Source organism: Enterocloster sp. HCN-30185 (assembly GCF_037890305.1).
GTDB lineage: Bacteria > Bacillota > Clostridia > Lachnospirales > Lachnospiraceae > Enterocloster.
Genome location: NZ_JBBKBT010000001.1, coordinates 93,799 through 114,453 on the forward strand (window position 1 = coordinate 93,799; position 20,655 = coordinate 114,453).

The 20,655-nt window shown below is 40.0% G+C and carries 19 protein-coding genes and 1 pseudogene; all 20 read right to left on the reverse strand.

The genetic code is table 11. The features are described 5' to 3' along the window. Nucleotides 1-257: 257 nt before the first annotated feature. The 20 genes and pseudogenes from WKT10_RS00420 to WKT10_RS00515 all read right to left on the reverse strand — a co-directional run bounded on the left by WKT10_RS00420 (nucleotide 258) and on the right by WKT10_RS00515 (nucleotide 20,654). Complete coding sequence (locus tag WKT10_RS00420; RefSeq protein WP_340274721.1) at nucleotides 258-1,202, reverse strand: acyltransferase family protein; 945 nt, start codon at nucleotides 1,200-1,202, stop codon at nucleotides 258-260. Nucleotides 1,203-1,226: 24 nt separating this feature from the next. Beyond that, nucleotides 1,227-1,607: an NAD(P)-dependent oxidoreductase gene (locus WKT10_RS00425; RefSeq protein ID WP_340275165.1), complete on the reverse strand. Its 381-nt coding sequence runs from the start codon at nucleotides 1,605-1,607 to the stop codon at nucleotides 1,227-1,229. A gap of 216 nt (nucleotides 1,608-1,823) precedes the next feature. Next, nucleotides 1,824-3,338, reverse strand: a complete 1,515-nt coding sequence (locus WKT10_RS00430) for an oligosaccharide flippase family protein (protein WP_340274723.1) — start codon at nucleotides 3,336-3,338, stop codon at nucleotides 1,824-1,826. Beyond that, nucleotides 3,322-4,254 carry a hypothetical protein gene (locus WKT10_RS00435; RefSeq protein ID WP_340274725.1) on the reverse strand — a complete coding sequence of 311 codons (933 nt, stop codon included), beginning with the start codon at nucleotides 4,252-4,254 and terminating at the stop codon, nucleotides 3,322-3,324. The genes WKT10_RS00430 and WKT10_RS00435 overlap by 17 nt, the downstream gene beginning before the upstream one ends. 11 nt (nucleotides 4,255-4,265) lie before the next feature. Further along, nucleotides 4,266-5,255 (reverse strand): hypothetical protein, encoded by a 990-nt coding sequence (locus WKT10_RS00440; protein WP_340274727.1) that lies wholly within the window; start codon nucleotides 5,253-5,255, stop codon nucleotides 4,266-4,268. Beyond that, a complete protein-coding gene (locus WKT10_RS00445; protein ID WP_340274729.1) occupies nucleotides 5,252-6,481 on the reverse strand; it encodes a hypothetical protein in 1,230 nt (409 codons plus the stop codon). Before WKT10_RS00445 ends, WKT10_RS00440 begins: the two co-directional genes overlap by 4 nt. Further along, on the reverse strand, nucleotides 6,478-7,731 hold the full coding sequence (locus WKT10_RS00450) for a glycosyltransferase (protein ID WP_340274731.1): 1,254 nt from the start codon (nucleotides 7,729-7,731) through the stop codon (nucleotides 6,478-6,480). Before WKT10_RS00450 ends, WKT10_RS00445 begins: the two co-directional genes overlap by 4 nt. Nucleotides 7,732-7,747: 16 nt before the next feature. After that, nucleotides 7,748-8,803, reverse strand: coding sequence for an acyltransferase family protein (locus WKT10_RS00455; protein WP_340274733.1), 1,056 nt, complete (start codon nucleotides 8,801-8,803; stop codon nucleotides 7,748-7,750). Between the two features lie 13 nt (nucleotides 8,804-8,816). After that, nucleotides 8,817-10,118, reverse strand: coding sequence for a hypothetical protein (locus WKT10_RS00460; protein ID WP_340274735.1), 1,302 nt, complete (start codon nucleotides 10,116-10,118; stop codon nucleotides 8,817-8,819). A 6-nt stretch (nucleotides 10,119-10,124) separates the two neighbouring features. Then, nucleotides 10,125-11,099 carry a glycosyltransferase family 2 protein gene (locus WKT10_RS00465; protein ID WP_340274737.1) on the reverse strand — a complete coding sequence of 325 codons (975 nt, stop codon included), beginning with the start codon at nucleotides 11,097-11,099 and terminating at the stop codon, nucleotides 10,125-10,127. Continuing rightward, complete coding sequence (locus WKT10_RS00470; RefSeq protein ID WP_340274739.1) at nucleotides 11,100-12,032, reverse strand: NAD(P)-dependent oxidoreductase; 933 nt, start codon at nucleotides 12,030-12,032, stop codon at nucleotides 11,100-11,102. An 18-nt stretch (nucleotides 12,033-12,050) separates the two neighbouring features. Further along, nucleotides 12,051-13,187 carry a glycosyltransferase gene (locus WKT10_RS00475; RefSeq protein ID WP_340274741.1) on the reverse strand — a complete coding sequence of 379 codons (1,137 nt, stop codon included), beginning with the start codon at nucleotides 13,185-13,187 and terminating at the stop codon, nucleotides 12,051-12,053. Nucleotides 13,188-13,206: 19 nt separating this feature from the next. Beyond that, entirely contained in the window at nucleotides 13,207-14,055 is an 849-nt protein-coding gene (locus WKT10_RS00480) for an aldolase/citrate lyase family protein (RefSeq protein ID WP_340274743.1), read from the reverse strand. Nucleotides 14,056-14,069: 14 nt separating this feature from the next. Continuing rightward, on the reverse strand, nucleotides 14,070-14,672 hold the full coding sequence (locus tag WKT10_RS00485; protein ID WP_340274745.1) for an acetyltransferase: 603 nt from the start codon (nucleotides 14,670-14,672) through the stop codon (nucleotides 14,070-14,072). Next, on the reverse strand, nucleotides 14,669-15,331 hold the full coding sequence (locus tag WKT10_RS00490; protein WP_340274747.1) for a sugar transferase: 663 nt from the start codon (nucleotides 15,329-15,331) through the stop codon (nucleotides 14,669-14,671). Before WKT10_RS00490 ends, WKT10_RS00485 begins: the two co-directional genes overlap by 4 nt. A 22-nt stretch (nucleotides 15,332-15,353) precedes the next feature. Beyond that, nucleotides 15,354-15,707 (reverse strand): annotated as a pseudogene (locus WKT10_RS00495) (DegT/DnrJ/EryC1/StrS family aminotransferase); the annotation flags it as partial. Nucleotides 15,708-15,957: 250 nt separating this feature from the next. After that, nucleotides 15,958-17,922 carry a polysaccharide biosynthesis protein gene (locus tag WKT10_RS00500; protein ID WP_340274749.1) on the reverse strand — a complete coding sequence of 655 codons (1,965 nt, stop codon included), beginning with the start codon at nucleotides 17,920-17,922 and terminating at the stop codon, nucleotides 15,958-15,960. 222 nt (nucleotides 17,923-18,144) lie between these two features. Further along, nucleotides 18,145-18,825 (reverse strand): hypothetical protein, encoded by a 681-nt coding sequence (locus WKT10_RS00505; RefSeq protein WP_340274751.1) that lies wholly within the window; start codon nucleotides 18,823-18,825, stop codon nucleotides 18,145-18,147. 34 nt (nucleotides 18,826-18,859) lie between these two features. Continuing rightward, a complete protein-coding gene (locus tag WKT10_RS00510; RefSeq protein ID WP_340274753.1) occupies nucleotides 18,860-19,909 on the reverse strand; it encodes an LCP family protein in 1,050 nt (349 codons plus the stop codon). Beyond that, entirely contained in the window at nucleotides 19,893-20,654 is a 762-nt protein-coding gene (locus tag WKT10_RS00515) for a CpsD/CapB family tyrosine-protein kinase (RefSeq protein WP_340274755.1), read from the reverse strand. Before WKT10_RS00515 ends, WKT10_RS00510 begins: the two co-directional genes overlap by 17 nt. Nucleotide 20,655 lies beyond the last annotated feature (1 nt).

Below are 20,655 nucleotides of genomic sequence, written 5' to 3' on the forward strand. Positions count from 1 at the left end.
CTCATTTCTATTATATCTAAGTTTTGTAATTACTTTTTTTAGAAAACCAAGTAAAAAAGTTTTCAAAACACTGCCTTTTCAAATAATATCGTCTATAGCTTTAATACAAAAATTATCTCTTACGACTGATTATTATGAATCAATTTATTTCCTATTACCATTAAAGATAAAATTAGTAATCGGTATTTTTTTCATCATGAATGCTCCACAGACAGTAATGCAAGCCACAAGGAGAAAACCATACTCATTATAAAATGCTACTCCAAATTACACTTAGCCGCTATCTTCTTAACAAACAAAAGACATATATACAGCACACAAATAACCATAACAGAAACCACCATAGTTGGCAACACGCCCACAGTTAAGCGATTTGTCACAAGGCCAATTACAGGAATGTGTAGCAAATAAATCGGTAAACTTGCTTTTCCAACTTCATAGCCATGAATCCTCACCAAAATACGAGACAAATAAAACAAAAGTACGATCCACGCAAATTGCGAGAAAACATCGAAATAGGACCAATAGTCCAACCGAGTTGTATGCATCAAAGTATCTAGGTATGCAAATGCAACGATTGCAACGATTGCTGCAATTGGTATGAATACAGGAATTTTTTTTCTTTTATTCTCCACTGTATTGGCATACATTCTAAAAAGTATGCCTGTAGCAAAGAATCCAATCCAATTCAATGGATTCAAAAAAGCCTGATAACCGGACAGCCCCAAACAGGCAGTAGCTATTCTGGATACCATCATGACCGAAATACACAACACCAAGCTTCTTTTTTTACTCATTCTCTGAATGTAAAATGCAATTTGCAGGATCACATAAATCGACAAATACCACAGATAAGTATTCTTTCCCACTAGCCACAAGAGCCAGCCCGACATGGAAAAACCAGTTTTCACTGCCCCCACTGCGTACACTAGCGATCCCAGTAATATCCAAGAAGGAAGCAGTCTAACAATGCGCTTCCAAGTAACTGAAAAAGGGTTCCAGCTCCAATATGCGCCAGCCGCAAAAAAGAAAACTGCAACACCGCAATCCAAGAAGGAGGCAAGCAATCGGTCTAACACCTGCGAATCTGGATGAACAAATGTTGCATGTGCCATCACAACGGCAATCAGTGCAAATGTTCTCATCCAATAAAATATCTTACTGTCCGTCTGGCTATCTAACAAAAATTGTAAATTTTTCAATATTAACCGTCAACTCCTCCTATATTATTTTCTTAAAATAACCTTGTTTTCTAGTTCTTGTCCTAATGCATATTTCTGAAATTGTGATTTATATAATGATATAAGTCGATTGCTATTGTTATTTGAATAAAAGCTTGAATGATTTATCAATAACACTCTTCTAGTAAATCGGTACGGATGCCATAATGGAACTGGTTTCGGTTCAGAAACATCAATGACTGCACCAGATATTCGCCGATGGTTTAATGCATATTGTAAGTCTTTAAGTACAACAACTCTACCACGCCCAACATTCAGAAAGATGCAACTATTTTTCATCCGCTCAAATCGGGTTCTGTTCCAATAATGTATCGAATCAGGGGTCTTTGGCATTGCAGATACGATAAAATCACAGCATGGAAGAATTTCTTCACAATAGTTCCTTTTTCTTCAAACACATATGCCATAGTGAACACAATGCAATACCTAATAATAATCCCAACGATATTGCTGATAATATCATTCCATTCAAAAAAGCCTAGGTTCAACACATATTACATAATCAATAAACCAATAGAGCAATTCTTTTATCGCCTTGTCATTTTTGATTATACCCCTATACTTTGCTACTACTTCCAACTTTTATATTTTCAAACGTTTTCTAATGATACTAGTAATCTGAGCTTTTTCTTCTTTACTAAACCCTATCATAAAAAGTAGCATCAGATATACCGTCGTACAAACAACGATTTTTACCATCAACCATAACCAATTGCTATACGTAATATATCGAAGAATGAATTGCGTAATTATAATTGCCAGAAATATCGGTGGTACATATCGAATATATACTACTTTGTAGAACTGTTTTAGATTCAGATGCAGCACCTTATGATAAACAATATTCAATAACACTAGGTTTACAAGAAACGCCACACAAATAGAGATGGACGATCCAAGTGCCCCTAACTGGGGTGTCAGTACAAAAGACAAGACCACGTTAATTGCCCCAATAATTAGTGCACTCATTGCTTGATATTTTACCTTGTTCCGTATAGACAACAATGTATTCGCAATCTGCTGCGGATACAAAAAAATACTCGGAGCTATGAGTAAGACAGTGCAAATACCACTAATCCAATATTCACTTCCCATCCACAATTCGATAAACTCTGTTCCAACAGTGCAAATACCCACAAACAGTAAGCCAAGTACACATACCTGATATTTTCCGACCTTAATCATGATATTTTCTATACCACGATTGTCCATATTGTAATCTAATCGTGCTACCATAGGCATAAAAAGTCCATTGATTGCATATGCAAACGTAAAAAAATATCCTTCTAATTGAGATGCAGGTGCAAATCTGGCGATTTCAATACTAGTAGATGTAATTCCGAGAATTGATGGCGCAATATTGAAAATCAACCGCTGTGCCAACGCTAAAACAGTCACCCAGATTGAGAAACCAAACAATTCTCTCAACAGTACTTTATCGTGAATCCAAAAATTTGGTCGAATCATTTTTTCTTTTCCAACAATCCATAACTTGAGCAATATCGTGGCAATTCCAGACACAGCATTCATCAGCACTAAAGCAACTACACCGTAATCTATTAGCAGTGCTACAACTGTCAGGAAGATTGCAAACAGTTTCTGAAATAACTCGCAAATTTTCAGCCATACAAATTTTTCATATGCATTCAACACCCCAGATAATGGCGTAAACGGAAATGCTAAAACACTGTATGTTGCAAAGATAAGAAATATCTTCTTTAACGTATCACGTTCAGAAATACTCAAGCCAACATATATATTATCAATCAACAGATATACAATGATCAGTACGATAGAAATAACCACATCAATGGCAATATAAAGCTTGAACACATAACCCATCACATTGTTTATCTGTATCTCATTGTTTTCTGCTCTGTATTTTGAGATAAAACGTGTTACTGAAGTGCTTAGGCCAAAATCCATCAAGAAAATAGCAACGAGAGAACCAACAAGTGTGTATAAACCATAATTGGCATCACCAATCTGATTCTTCATCCACGGTGTGTATAAGAGCGATGCAACCGTACTGATAATTATGCCCGCATATGAAATGATTGCTCCAGATTTTATCTGCGAATTATTTTTCTGCCGCATTTTCAGCCTCCCAAAGCATATTTTCATAAGCATGTGGGTATGCTTTCACCAGTTCTTCGAAAGTCTTCATATACCTGCCCTGATATATCGCCTCACGCCCCAATTGAACAGTCTGCTGTTCTTCACTCAGAATAAAGGTTCTATGGTACTGGTAAGTTCGCATAATAGGCGTATTGTTCTGCACTGCCATGAACATCAACCAGATATCGCCTGTCTTAATAGCATATTTCTGAATCAGCTCCGGATTGCAGGCATCTGCATACAGGGCATTAGGAGGGATCAGACATCCACCTCCAGGAGATGCAAGAATACGAAAAGAAGGTTTTTTTAATCCTATTTTGCTATTAGTTGTCCATCTTCCCGGATTTAAAACTTTCTCTCCATCAAATGTCAACAACTGCCCACGATCACACACAATACAGTTCCGATGCTCTTTCCAAACATCATAGAGCCGTTCTACCATATATTTGGGAAATAGGATATCATCATCAAACATCACGATACATTCATCAGACTTTTGTTCTTCAACCAACTTATAATAACGTTTATGTCCAAAGAGATTGTCGCAGTATCGTATTTCTAATCCAACTTTTTGCAATTCTTGAATGCTTTCCGGAAATTCAAAATTCTCAAATTCATCCTTTGCGAGCCAAAGAATTATACGATCTGGCTTCATTGACTGCATAAAAAGCGTCCGAAGAGTATATTGCACAGAGTCAATCCGGTCTGGAAAAGATGTTAGTGTAAAAACCAGCTTCGTTTCTCTTTTCTCCCGGTTTAGAGAAAGGGATTGTATAGGGATATTTCTAATTTGTTCACGTTTCCTTTTGCACAAATAACGATACCAGATACCCCCAAGCACGGGAATCCGTACTCGCTCTGGTAACATCATCCTCTCTGAAAGTTCCATTTTCATATCAATACACCTCACGATCTTTTGAGTCTTTTTTTCATCATATTGAAAAATTCTCGCATTCCATAATGTCTAAAAATATTTACAGATATCTCAATACGGTCGCAAAACCGTAACCATACTGATGTTGTCATCGTTTTCTCATTCTGTACGATATAATTCATCTCCGGAACTACATATTTAGGGTGCCGAATCGGAAAATCGAGTTCTTTGCCAGGGATGTAGAATCTCTTCACACGTTGAGGGATCAACAATGGATTTGAAATAACACTGTGGGTTGCATTCTCACTAACACCAAGATTTTGTACAAGATTTATACGCGGTACAATAGCCATCCGGGAATTCACATGTGCTCCCATTCCGATGATGGATTCCCAATGTGCAATTCCGCTCTCTTTATGTCGCTTGGCATAAGCGATCCACTTATCCGCACGATCTCCATATTGCATTCTTACGTTATTCAAAGTTGCAGCATCATCAATATAAGCATATGTTTCATCCCAAGTTTCCGCAGTTCTTCTCCAACTCGCCCATGCACCTGTTCCCGTAAAAGAAAATAAATAATCGTATGGATAATTATTATACTCACCCAAATAGTTATACCCACAAATATGGCTAATCCGTTCATCAAATTCATATTTATCCAGTAATTCTTTACAATACAAATAAAATGACTGAACTGGAGCCTGATCATCCTCCAAGATAATGCACTTGTCCACCAAGGAAAAAGCCCACTTATCCGCATAAAATGTAGACGGATCACATCCCATATTTTCTTCGTGATAGTTTTTAATCACTTCACAGTCCCAATCGATATTCTCTACGATCTTTCTGCACTTCATAATTCCCTGCAAATCATCAGGTCTACCCTTTCTAGGACCATCCTGCCACAATAGAAGTTTTCTAGGGCGTGCAACTTTCACGCTATCAAATACTTTCTGCAGTGTATCATCTCTGACAAAGAAGATGATCATCACCGCCACGTCAATTTCCCACGGTTTCATTTTTTTAACCTCCATTCTGTATAATTATTGCCGCGACTTAGTTGTTCAATTACCAGTGGGGTCAAAAACCAGGTAACAAACATTAATGGAAGTGCAGCATCTATTGGATTAGTAAAGCCAACAAAAAGTAAAATAGCAAAAATTGGCATGAATTGCTGGCCATTTTCTCTTAGGCTTTTTTTTATCTTTTTATAGCTGTGAAAATATATGTAATAGAACGGTATTGCGCCCAGTAATCCCAACATCGCAGGTATCACTAAAAAAGTAGCATGTCCATAAAAGTCCAAGCTCCTGTTACCCCAAATTGGCGAACGCAAAAACGCTATTATTGATTTTCCATAGAGTTCCATTCGTCCCGACAAATTGTATCCAGAACCATCTCCAATTGTAAAAAGAGAATATACCTCATATAATCTAATAGACATAGACTCTGATGGAACTGCATCTGCTGCCAACTTAATCAACGATGGAACTACGGGCAACAAACAAATCATGACCATGCATATAATTACTATTTTCTTAGAACCTGAATAATGAATCATCAAAAAGAGCGACATTCCAATGATGGTAGCAAAAACAGCCAATGTATATTGTGCAATCAATAAGAAGCCCATTTGTGTTACAATCAGCATAACTATAATTAATTTTATTAATACAGATCTGTACCTGAAAAAGGCAATCAACATAAAAGTAATCACTGCCGGAATACTGTATACAAACCCATAATGTCCTATATTTTGACTCCTCAATTCGTCACTGTAGTTTCCCCAAGATCTTGTGACATTTGCATTAATCTCCAGTGCAGTTCTTGTTGTCATCTCGACATACAAAATTAAAAGGAAAATCATTATAATCAGGATATTCTTCTGATGATTTGTCGCCTTCAATCTCACTATCTTAAGCAGATATAATGGAAAAAACATCATGAATAACTGATAAAACTTACTGTAAAACTTTTTTAAAAATAAATTCGATGCAGTGCTGCTAATGTCAGCAGCATCCACAAGTAAAGCATATAACAGACCGATAAGTACAAAAACAACAAAATATCTCAATATTTCTTTAGATACTTTGAACTGTGTACTAATAAGGATATATACGATACTTATGAAGATAATCTGTAAGATTCCAACTTTAACAGAAACAGATGGTAATACATAATAGGACGCAATTCCGACCAGTACAATCCAATCCAACAAAGATAGTTTCTGGTTGCTGTATATCATTCCCGGTCTCTCCTTTCTTCCTCACTTATCTGAGATATATCCTTATCTACCATTCTCTTATAAAGAGAAAGATACTTATCTAGCTGGGCATGCTTTTCAAATTTGCGTATAACATTTTCTACACACTCTACAAAATAATCCGTTTTCGAACGTGAAAGCACATATCTTACTGCCTCTATCAACATTTCGACATTTTGATTTTCAACCAATACACCACATGCTTCAATAACCAATTCCGCAGTCCCTGTGTTTCGATATGCTACAACAGGTGTACCACAAGCCATTGCTTCAGCTGTAACCAATCCAAAGGTTTCAAAAGAGGAAGGATTCACAAAAAGATCTGCTGCAGCATATAACTCAGCGAGTTCTCGCTGGTTTTTCGTGTATCCCACAAATCTTAAATTATCATCTGATTGAAGTCCATTATGATTACCAACCAACACAACTACCGCTTCTGCAGACAAGAGGCTGCTAAGCTCCCTAAACTCCTGGAGACCTTTTTCATCAGACCATCCCTGTGCAACGCCTAGCACAATCTTTTTCGAAGCCGGAATATCATATCTGAGGCATACTTCAGCACGATTAGAATACGGTTTAAAAATGTCGGTATTGATCCAGTTGTAGATGCAGGAACAGTCCCTAAGATTGAACATAGGCGAGTTCTTTCCATCCTCTGTTGTCCACTGGGATACACCATTACAGTACAGATATTCTATTTGGAAGAAAATGTCTCTTTTTCGTTTAAAAATCTTTTCAATTCGACTTTGATATATTCGTGAAACAGCTGGACAATGCGAACAGCCATCTCGCCACCGTTCACAATCACCATATTTTTGATAATATGTACAGTATCCCGTATAATACCAGCAATCATGGAGTGTAAGCAATACGCTTATTTTTTCATCTCCCAGACATTTCATCAGCGTAGGCAGATGAATATAGTTACTATGCAAATTATGCAGATGAACAACATCTGGCTTTAGCAATTTAATTTTTTCACAAGCTGCTTTCGTCGCAAGTTTTGAATGCCATCCCTGGTCTTTTCCAATACGTCTTCGGACAGCATGTATTTTGTGATCCAATTGGGAACCAATTTGATAGAAATATGCCGGATCATCAGCATTCGCACATCCCGTCGCCCAAAATACATAGGACTCATGTCCTTCGGCGCAAAGCATCTCATGGATATCCTGCACAATATGTCCCGTACTTCCCACACCATATACAGCATTAATCTGAAGTATTCTCATGTATTTCCTCTTACTATCAATATAAAAGTCGTATGTAATGCTCTGACTTTGAAATTTGCATAACCAATAATGAAAATAAAACTGTTCCTCCACACATCACTGCAAAACACATAAAAGGATTTACAGTAATGTAGGTATTGAATAACGCTGGAAAAATTCCAGGCAAAACAGTTAAAAATAACCTCTGACTCATGAAAATCAATGTACTCATGTTTCTCATCCACTTTGCATATTTTCCATTCGGTAAACGGATGGAAATCAGAAATCCCAAAATACTGAATACCGTTGGAATCATCATAAATGTTAAATCAATTCCTGTATGTCCTCCGGATATTTTTCTAAGCAATAAGGCTTCTGCTAACATTGCAAGAGTGAAACTGCATAATGAACACGCCATAGGCAGGGGCTTCATTTTATCCTTACAGGTAACCATATATTTCCCTACCAAAATCAACGGAAATGCATAAAAAATCCAGCCTCTTGCTCCACCTAGCCACAAGTTCTCAAATTCAACAAAACATATGAAACCTGGAATCTGATTTCCTATAAATTGATAGGTGAGAGAAAGTGACCCAATTACCCAGCACAAAACACCTAATATAGTTACAATGACATGAGGAAGTTTTTCAGTCAGCCAAAATGTTATCAGTGTACCGATTGCTAACATTGGCATAAACCAGATTGTATAAAAGGTTGAGCTAAAAAACCATCTCTGAACTTCCCAAATAATAAAGCTAACTGAAATGGAGTTCCAATCCCAGCGAAAAATTGTATAAAGCAGATAGGGAATACTCCACAAAAGGTATATTCTGTATATTCTCAAAACCTGTTTCTTGACGATACTCCAACGTTCTTCTCTGCTATCAATGCCCTCAAGCTTATTATAGAGAAGAAACCCACTGATGGTCATAAAGAGCGCCACTGCTACCGCATATAATGAAAGCACTTCTCCCAATAGACCAGGTAGTGAACCATGTTCGCTAAAGTAATGGTAAAAGAGGATTAAGAATGCACATATAAGTTTTCCGATATCAATTCCTGGATATACGGATTTTGTGATTTTCTTTTCCACTATCGTTCCCCCTCTATTTCAAAGTTGCCTGTTCGATTGTATGAATTAAAACGCTATCCATACGTCCTCGTTCATGGTGTTCCACTCCGCAGGCATATGCTTTCTTTGCATACTCTAATACCATATCTGGAACATTCACCAGCTCAGTCAATTTATCCTGAATTTCTTCATAAGTTGTTGCCGTTATAGCAGAATCATACCGACTAAAGTAATCAATCGGTGCAATATCCTTATCTCCGATTGCAAAAATACACTTTCCACTTCTCAAATAATCTGTAATCTTCGTAGAAAAAGAAAGCCTAGCTGTATTCTTGAATTTTTCCTCAAGGCTTTCCACAAAAACAAGAGTATCTGCTTCTTTCTGAACTATCTTCACTTGTTCCAGTGTCAAAGCACCTTTAACAGAACATCCATTACGATTAAGCAATTTATTCTGCTCATCCGTCAAAGAATCTGTAGTGTAAATATCAAGTGTGATCCTAACACCATTCCGGTTGATTTTTTGAAAGGTTTCTGCAATAGCTGCAAGGGATTTCCAACGACCAATAATTAGCTTACCCGTGTATACCAGCTTAATCGGATTTCCGACTTGATAGGGCTCAAACTGTTCAAAATCAATTCCTTTCGTCATAACAACGCTATCTACACCAAAAATTCTGTCATACTCTTCTTTCTGTTTTGGTGCAATCACCATTAGCTTTTTGCTGTGTTCAACAATGTACTTCACATATTTCCGTAAAATATGCCGATGTATTAGAGAAATAGGGTCTTTATGAACAGACTTGTATGTATAATTATCATCTGCCAAGTAAGACACCACAGGTTTTTGAGTTCGAGTAATAATATATTTCTGAATCCTCCCCATATATATTGTTGGATAAATCGGAATAAATAGAACATCAGCGTCAAATTCGTCAATAAAATGATCTAGCTCTGCCGTTTTCCATTTTCCTAATTTCCATACAATTTCTCTACAGATAGACAATAATTCCCTCACTTTACCTTTATAGAAAGAATATATTTTTTGTTCTACTTCTGCTGAAGGATTACTAATTGTAGAATTAACAGTCTCGTTTTGAACTTCCCTTCCGGTTGTAATCCTCCTGTTAATTACGCTTCTCATAACAGCATTCTCTGAAATACTGAAAAACCTATTACACACTGTCGTCTTAGGAAGCGTGGATTTTGTATAAATCTGCGCAATACGATCTGGATTCCAGCATTTAAAAAACTCAATTAACGTATTAATTCCCGTATTGTCCCTCCAGGCATTCGTTGAAACAACCAATACCTTCGGTAAAGCTTTCTTCTCCATCTAAAACTACCTCAACTTACAAATTATCTTCAGTACTGTCATTAATGCAGTAAAACCACCAACTTTATAAACCTTATAGAAAGTATTGACTCTAGGATTTGCATGATATCTCATCAAACCAGCCAGCTTTTTCAAATTATCATACTCACCTTTCTTATCAGGATTTGAATATCTTGTATATCCAATAAGTAAATTGCAGTATAATTTCGCTATTGAGTTCAAAATTGCGCGCTTATAATCGTCTGGCAAATTAATTTTCCCGATTTCCATTCTCCAAAACGATATTATGTTAATTGTGTCTTTAAGATTTTTCATTGTCCAAGATACTGACGTAGAACTTTTGTGCTGCCTATATATAATATAACTTTTATCAATTCCAACGATAGAGTTTGCCTCAATCAAAACGTGATAATACCACTCCTGATCTTCACTCAATAACCCTTCTTTAAAACGAATTTTTCTATCCGCCAAAATTTCCCTGCGAATAGTTTTTGTCCAAGGTGCACAGTAGAACGCATCATATTTCACAAGCCTATCAACATATCCACCAATCGTTTCGTTTTCTTTTGGTACTGGCATTGAAAAATTACAGGATGTCATTTCGTCCGTGTCTTCATAATATTTTCTGAACTTATAACAAATGACATCATATCCTTTTTCTGCTTGTTCTTTTATATCAGCCAGAAACATTGCATCTTCAATATAATCATCGCTATCAATGTAAACAATATAGTCTCCAGATGCCACACTAGTTCCTGTATTTCGAGCTGATGCAGCCCCTTGCCCCTGTTTGCGGTGAATTACATGAAATCGTGTATCTTTAGCGCAGTATTGGTCACATATTTGGGGACTACCATCTTTTGATCCATCATTAACTAAAATAACTTCGAAATCCTTATGAGTCTGCATCAATATACTATCTAGGCACTGTTTCAGATATTTTTCTGAATTGTGGATTGGAATTATAATACTAAAAAACATTTATTCTCCCTCATTAACTATACCTGTTACCTTTTTTCCTTCTATAGCAGATGCTATATTCGTTTCACAATACATTTTTAATCGTCCATTTACTTCCTGTGAAATAGCAGAAACTCCAGGCAATACAATAACGTTACGAAGCCTTCTAAATCTATTCGTAATAGGATTGGGAATACGTTCAAACATATCCAGAACTGCACCTCCAATAGATTTTTCCTTTAATGCCACAAAGAGATCATCCTCTTTGAACACTGCCTTTCGTCCAACATTCACAATTACAGAAGTCTGTTTCATTTTGCTGATCAACTCTATATTAAAAAAGTCTCTTGTGTTTTCATTATCTGGAAGAGTAGAGATCACATAATCATAATTCCCAATTTCTTCGGCCAATTTTTGTCGTCCGCAAATAACACGTTTAAAATAAGGTCTTTCTCTGTCACTCTGCGCATATCCAACGACAGTCATGCCGAATCCCAAAAGACGTTTCGCAATTTCCATCCCAATACTGCCAGCTCCCAGAATCATGACCTTCTTCTCAAACAGTTCCTGAATTTCGTCGTAGTGGCGCTGAAGCTTTACGTGGCGATTATTCGGATTTGAGTGAAGTTTTTTTGCCATCAGAAGCATTCCCATCACAACAGTTTCTGCAATCGGAACACTATATGTACTTCCGGCATTGGCGACCATTATGCCTTTATTCTTGAATTCTTTCAATGGCACGCCATCAAATCCAGCGCTTGTCAACTGGAAAAATTTCAAGCTAGGGAAATCCATCTTTTCAGCTTTGATTGCCATTGCTCTTGAACCAGCAATGGCAACAACATCGCTATTATGGTTAAAGGCTTTCATGGTTTTGTATGTAATTTTTATCACCTGCACATCAGAGAGAAAAACACTATTATCTAAATCCTTATCTGTTAATACAATTCGCATGGTGCCTAAATTCCTTTCTCATTTACTCAAAATCTTTTCATAATCTACCCTCTGGTTTTCAAGCATAATCGGGCGAGCATAATACCTCTTTGTTCTTTCGTATGCCGCCTGTCCAATTTTCTGTGAGTATTCTCTATCAGCAATCAACTTTTTCATAGCAACTTCCAATTGCAAAACATCTTTGGGTTCTACCAGCAAACAGGAAACACCCTCCTCCATCACCTCAGAGGCTCCGGGAATCTTTGTTGTAATTATTGCAATCCCAAGTGCGCCAGCTTCCTGAAGCACCATTCCGAATCCCTCTCTGTATGTCGGATGAACAAGCACATCCATTGCCGAATAGTATTCATTCATCTTCGTTCCGTCAACCATTCCGGTCATAACAATCTGCTCTGATTTTCTCGCCCACTCCAAAATTTCAGCCGGAACACCACAATTATCTTCCATCGGTCCTACAATTAGCAGCCTTGCACCAGGCACAGATTCTGTAATTTTTTGAAATGCTGTCAGCAACTCTGTACAGCCCTTATCTGCCGAAACACGACCAGCAAAACCATATACAAACGCATCATCAGAGATATTGTATTGATTATGAATCAACAAACGATACTCAGCCTTTTTTGAAATATCATACCGTCGCATATCAACACCAATCGTACCGCCTTTTCCTACAACAACAGCCTTTTCTTCTGGATATAGTCCTTCTGATACTGCAAACGCCTTGTTCATTGGGCTAACCGCCCTAATATCCGTTGAATTTCTACATACCATTTTCTCAATGGCTTTAAAGATTTTGCGTGATATTCCACTCATTCCAACATAGCGTATACCCCACTGACAGTATAATCTAACAGGAACCTTCGCTATTTTTGACGCAATACTTGCATAACAGGCAGCATTCGGCGTAGAATACTGTACCATATCAAACTGCTGCTCTTTGAAGATTTGTATAAACTGCTTAATGGACTTTAGGGCAGAAAGGTCAATGCCCCTTCCCATATGTACGGGAATATAATGTATATAATTTGGTAATGAGTTTTTAAATTCTTCATCATCATCGCAAATCAGGGTTACATCATAACCACATTGTTCATGTAAATATTTAGCTGTTTCTACAACAAAAACCTTAAGTGTCAATGACACTGTAGTTATCATGCAAACCTTTCTCATTAAATCAACCTTTTCCCTTTTTATTTTCCACTATTACTGAAACTTTTTCTCGAATGATATTCAAGTTGTTTTGATACTGTTCTTCACTGTATTGAGCAACCTCAAGTTCCTTCAATCTTATATTTCTAACGCCATCCGCAAAAATAGATTCAATTTCCATAGGATCTTTTACAACATTCGCATCGCAGAACCCTCTTGATAGGATAGCCGCTGTTGAGCCAAGATGGTAATGCTCTGCGATAATGTGTTCTGCTGGAAGCATTCCATATCCAACTCGTGCAATTCCACCGAATCCATATTTAATGCCTTTCTCTTTGATTTTATTGCAAAGATATGAAACTGTGTCATCGCAAATCAATTCAAACATGAAAGTTTTGTGCATAGCAATGTGTAAATCATTCAATCCTATGTGAACTTCATCAATTCCCGGAACTTCTAAAATAGAATCAATATTTGCCGCTGCCTCGACTGTTTCCACAAGAAGCTGTACTTTTGCTCTGCCATCGACATAACTCACAAATTTCTTAACATCATCCACAGTTTTAAACATAGGAAGCATAATTACATCCGCACCTGCTTTGATTGCCTGATTGATTTCAACCTCAGAGCTACAATAATCTGCCGTAGCTGTATGTAAGGGATTTACCCTTACCATAAGTTCCGCATTCGTAACAATCGGGCGAAGTTTCTTTATATCATCAATTGTATGATGATTTTTGACAGTATCCATCCCCCCCTGTCTCTCATCTTTGCCTATGTACTCCATATCAATCCAAATACGATCAACACCTGCTTCCTGAGCAATCTGCGCTATTACAGGATTATTTGTAATATACATTAATGTTAATCCCATCACCATACTCCTTCTTATCGAATCCTTTTCGCCGGAATTCCCGTATATGTTCCAGCTATATCAATATTCTTCACAATTACTGCTCCTGTTCCAATCATACAGCTTGGACATAGAGATATGTTATTACTAACGATTGCCCCCGCACCGACCCATGTTTGGCTACCTACAACAACCGTTCCGCATAAATGACTTCCTACTGCAATATGAACATAATCTCCCAGTATACAGTCGTGATCTACAGAAGAACAGGTATTAATAATGCATCCACTTCCTATCCGCGCTCCCGAATTGATCACTGCACCAGCCATAACCACGGTTCCTGCGCCTAGTACTACATCCTCTGCAAGAACTGCTGATGGATGAATGAGAGTTGCCAGTCTTTCCTTGGGAACAGACTCCTGTATCCGCTTCCGAATATCTGCATTGCCAATTCCAATGATTAAATCGGCATCCAAATGGCCTGCTTCTGAACTTTGTCCAATTACTGAATAACCTCCACATTCACGAATATCGTCATTGTCATCCAGAAAAACTATATCTGTATATCCATTCTTTTTTGCAATATCTGCAATTACTTTTCCATGGCCGCTGGCACCAATAATTGCTAATTTTTTCATATACATGACCTCTCACTACAGCCAGTCTCTATCATTTTACTTCCCTTAAACTCTTCCATCGTAACCGATGAACTCGAACTGATTCCTTCCCTCTTGATTACAGTTTTTAAAGTCTGAAAAATAATCTTCCAATCCCCTAAAAATGTAATGTGATCCACATAGTAAACATCTTTTTCAAACTTTTCTTCCCATGTAATCGCATTACGGCCATTGACCTGTGCATATCCTGTAAATCCCGGTCTTACCTCGTGTCTTCTGGCCTGATGTTCATTATACAAAGGAAGATATCTTACCAGAAGCGGCCTTGGCCCTACTACAGCCATATCCCCCTTCAGCATATTAATCAATTCAGGTAATTCATCTAAGCTAGTTGACCGAAGCATTTTTCCAAATTTTGTAAGGCGCACATCGTCCGGAAGAAGATTTCCATCCTTATCTTTTGCATCTGTCATAGATCGAAATTTATACAGCGTAAATATCTTACCATGAAGCCCCGGTCTTTCCTGCTTAAAAATCACCGGCGATCCCAATTTGATTCGCACCAGCACAGCAGTCACTGCCATAACTGGCGAAAGAACAATAATAGCTGCCAGCGCACAGCAAAAATCCTGCGGACGTTTGATATATCTTTCATAAAAGCTCTTTTTTCTTTTCTTCATCCTATTTATCCTTAAATGCTATTTACTCAAAACAGCTTCTTATCATCTCAATGACTACTCTCTGTTCTTCCTCTGTCATTTTATTATCACTGGGCAGACACAGACCTCTGTGGAACAGATCCATTCCCACATCCAACGGTTTTCCATCCATTCCCACTGCTCCGCCTGCAATATAGGCATTTGTTTTTGCCCGTCCGTTTCCTTCTCTGGTAACAAAACCATTCATCCGGTAAATCGGCTGCATATGCATCGGTTTCCAGATTGGACGGCCCTCTGCATTATAGCTGGCCAGTGTTTCCAGAATCTCTGTGGGACAGGTCTTTCCTGCCTCCGGCACATAGAGTGCCTCCTGTTCTCCGCGTACCTGTTTACACATAAAGCACTCCTGCAGTATCTCTGAATCTATGACATGTCTGCACATACAGGCTGTTTTTTCTTCTTTTCCCGTCGTTACCTGAACTGCATACCAATTGAACATTTATAGCTCCATTCCTGTATCTGCCAAAAGGGCAGGCTTCGCCATCTCACCGGTTTATTCGACCCGTAAGTCGTGCCTTCCCTTTATGACAGATCCATCCTCAAATGCGACAGGGCGACAATTCGATTCCTGCATCCTTTGTATCTCTTTATGAATTAGCCGGATGATATGTAGTCACAACCCTCTGTACTCTCTCCCTCATATCATCCTTATTTTTATAAGCAGCCTCCAGAAGCTCGTCCAGCTGCTGTAAAAACTCCTCGATATCAAAGGGGATTGGGCAGCCAATGTGGATCAGCTTATTTTGTGTCTTTTTTAAGCCCTCTTCCGCCATAAGCTTTTCTTCAAAGAGCTTTTCTCCGCTTCTAAGGCCGGTGTACTGCAGCTTTATATCCACATCCGGCGTGTAACCGGATAAACGGATCAGATTCCGGGCCAGAGTGTCTATTTTTACAGGTTCTCCCATATCAAGAACGAAGATTTCTCCTCCCTTTGCATAGGTTCCTGCAAGGAGGACAAGGCTTACTGCCTCGGGAATGGTCATGAAATACCGGACAATATCCGGATGCGTAACCGTCACTGGGCCTCCGGCTTCAATCTGCTTTTTAAAAAGCGGAACTACAGAGCCGTTGCTTCCCAGTACATTACCGAAGCGCACTGCCACGAATTCCGTTTTTGTGGTCTTTAAATCTTCCATCAGCTGCGGTGCTGTGATTACCTCACGCATTCCGTGGGTAAATAACTGCGGGATTTCGTAGGCTTTTCCTTCCTTTATCTTGGCGTCAAAGGCCTGGATGATCATTTCGCACAGGCGCTTGGAGGCTCCCATGATATTGGTCGGGTTTACCGCCTTGTCCGTACTGATCAGGACAAACCTCTTACAGCCATGGGCCATGGCAGCATAGGCTGTCTTATAGGTTCCCATTACATTATTTTTAATCGCCTCACAGGGGCTGTCCTCCATCAGGGGAACATGCTTATGAGCGGCCGCATGGTATACGATATCAGGTCTGTATTCCTCAAAAATCTGGAATATCTTTCTGCTGTCCCGTACAGATCCAATGATGGTATCCAGCTTCAGATTTGGAAATTTCTTTCTCAGCTCTAATTGTATGTCATAGGCATTATTTTCATAGACGTCAAACAGGATTAAATGCTTTGGGCTGTGGGCTGCGATCTGTCTTGCAAGCTCAGAACCGATGGAACCCACTCCTGTTACCAGCACGACCTTTCCGGTTATGTATGCAAACACGTCCTTCATATCCGTCTTTATGGGATCGCGGCCCAGCAGGTCTTCGATTTGAATGGGCTTCATCTTGCTGACGGATACCTGTCCGGTATACAGCTGATACATTCCCGGCAGGTTCATCAGTTCGCAGGAGGTTTCATTGCAGATCCTGAGAATTTCTCTCTTGTCCTCCGGTCTGACGCTTGGGAGCGCAACGTATATTTTCTCAATTTTGAATTTATCCACCGCCTCCATAATGCGGTCTCTTCCGCCAAAAACAGGCACATCATCGATGTATCTGTCCCATTTATTCTCATCATCATCGATAAAACAGTAAACCTTCTCATCGATCTCTTTTGTATTTCTGATGTCGCGCAGGATCATCTGGCCTGCGTTTCCTGCGCCGATCAGCATAACTCTCTTTTCGATCCTGGCATCATCCTTTTTCGCTCTTAAAAGCAGGATAAAACGATAGGAAAAGCGGACTCCCAGTGTCAATGTAAACTGAATCAGAAGACCGGACAGATAATAGGATACAGGCATCCGTAAAATAAAGCCGGTTACGGATATTGTATACACCATACTTGTGACTGCTGTGGCAAAAATCATTCTGAGAAGCTCTGAATAACTGGCGAACCGCCAGATACTCTTATAAAGCCGAAAGCACCAGAACACAATGATGCAGAACACGGCATAGATCAGAATCGTGTGATAATATACCTGTAAATACGGCAATTCAATTTCATTAAACTTACAGTCAAACCGCAGCCATAATGCTGCAAAATACGATAAAATCACTGCCAGGAAATCGTATACAATCAGTAAAAGAGTAACGACCTTCCAGTGTTCCATTTTCTTTTTCGTTCTTCTTAATTTTTCACTCATTTGTCTTTCCCCTATAATTTCATCCTATATGTACTATTATGGAAAATATATATAACTGGCAGGAAGAATTAACCTCCAGTCTGAATTCAATCTAATAAAAACACAGCTTTTTTCATACTCACAGACTTCATTCCTTTATCCCCGTTTCCTTTGAATCTAACTTTGACCAGCGCCGGCCCTGACTGTCTAAGGCAGCCGGGGCCAGCGCTGACAGTCTGTGTATCAGCGCTTATAAATAACTGAAAATGTTCCCGAGTTCGGGATGGTCACATGGATCATCTTCTTTGCCACATCCACAGATGTAGGCGTGATCAGCTCCCACTTGGAAGTCATGTTGTTGTAGAAGAGCACCTGTACGGTTCCCAGGCCCTCTACCAGATTTGGGACATACACAGGCATATTAGTAGCTCCTGTTTTTTCCACTCTGGTTCCGGCCTGATAGGTCATAACTGCGGTGGTTCCTACCAGTGCATTGTAGCCGCTTAAGTCCAGACCGGTTCCGGCCTCTGCCAGACTGTTTCCGGTATTAATGGCATTAATGGTGGATACAACGGTTTCCGGAAGTCCGCTTACCGCGCTTTCGCTTCCCTGTACAAACTCGATGCCTGTATCTCCTACTACGGCCTGGCCGCCGCTCTGGCTGGCTGTTCCGCTTTCAGTGGGAACCGTAATCTGGGCTGCGGTCTGTCCTCCCGGCGTGGCGGCTGAGGAATTTCCTGTGCCTGATGCTGAGGAAGATCCGCCTGTTACCTGATCCACGCGCTCTCCGATGTCATAATCGCCGTCGCTGTCCTCATTGGGAATCACAACTCCGGTTCCCGGACTGTTTGCCGCAAATACGGCTGCATACTGTGAAACCGCAAGAGCTGCTGCCATTGCAATAACTACTGCCTTTTTCTTCATGATCGTTCACCTTTCCTTTCCTGATAAATTTGTTCTATTCTTCAACCCTGTAAAACAGGTCTAGAACCATTTGTGTTACTCCTTCCGGATCCGGATGGTATTCGTCATAGATCCTTGTCTCTGCTCCTTCTCCCGGAAGTGTGCGGATATCATCTCCCCCCAGCTGCTGGCTGCTTCCAATAAATGCCATCATCATATCCAGATACTGATCCTTGGAAAGATTTGTTACCATATAGGGAGCTGCCGTTTCCAGAAGCTTTAATGCAACTCCCTCTTCCCGTGAGGCCTTTTTCTTCACGGCCTCCGCATAACCGGCGATATATCCCTTCTGGCGCTCCAGACGGGCTACGGCGCTCTGGCTTTTTCTTGTATCCCTGTAGCGCAGGAAAGCTTCGGCCTGATCGCCCATCAGGGTTACGGAGGCTCCGGGTTTAAAGGCCGGATCTCTTTTTTCCAGCTCCGGATCGTCAATGGTTACGGTTACGCCGTCTACCGCGTCATTAAGAGGTTTCAGCGCTCCCATGCTTACAGCCATGTATCCGTCGATCTGAAGGCCGTCCAGAAGCTCTGTCACCGCTTGGCACATAAACTGGCAGCTTTTTTCTCTTCCGTCCCCATAGGCATAGGCCAGTGTGAGATGCTGCGTATCATAGCCCAGGATATTTCCGCTCAGATCTGTAAGGGGAATGGGGGTCATGGTGTCTCTTGGTATGGCCAGAACCTGCACCCGGTCTCTGGCCGTGTCCTGGGCGACCAGAAAGATGCCGTCGGACTGTCCCCCCGCTCCCGCTGTTTTCGTCTCTGTCAGAGGTTCCCTCCGGTCGATCCCCATGCACAGAATGGCTTTTACATAGGTATTCCGGCGATATGTTTTTCCTTTGTATTCGATGGTGTTTTGTACCTGTCCGTATCCGGCTTTCCCCTCTTTCTGTGATGTACCGGCCTGCTCTCTCCAGAGCTGTGCCTCGGCGGCAGCCAGCTTTTTTTCCTGATACAGATTCCAGGAAACAGCTGCAAACAGGATTGCCAGAATAACCGCTGCTGTAACCAGCCATTCTCTCTTTTTCTTATCTGCTTTCTTCAATGTTTTCTCTTTCTTTTGGGGAATCGTATCCGTAACGCTCGTACTTACCGTATTTTCCGTAATATTTCTTATAATATTTGCCGTAATACTTCTTATAGTAGCCTGAGCCGTACTCTCCTCCCACCCGGTTTAAGACTGCCCCCAGGATCCGGCATCCGCTCTTTTCCAGCTGGGCTTTTACCTTCTGGGCCATACGGTAGCTGATGCCCCCGCTTTCCACTACGATCACAGCTCCGTCACACTGATTTGCGATGATCGCGCCGTCAATAAGGTTTAACATGGGAGGGGTATCGATTATGATGTAATCATACAATTCCCTTGCATTTTCCAGCAGGACTTTGAACAGTTCATCCTCTAACAGCTCTGCCGGATTGGGAGAATAGGGGCCTGCCAGGATCATGTCCACATTTTCCATATTTGTGTGGTAAATAACTTCTCCAAGCTTTTTCTGGCCGCTGAGATACTGGGACAGGCCGTTGGGACGACCGCTGATCTCATGACGCTTCACCAGTACGGATTTGCGGATATCCGCGTCTACCAGAAGAACCCTTTTCCCGATACTTCCCAGAGAAGAAGCTACGGCTACTGTAGTAGCGCTTTTTCCTTCTCCCGATACGGTACTTGTAAAGAGAATGGTTTTTAAGCTGCTGCCGCAGAACTGGATATTGGTACGCAGTGTCTTAATGGCTTCTTCATAGTAATAATCATTTCGTTCCGTATTTTTTAATTCCAGTCTCATCTCCATT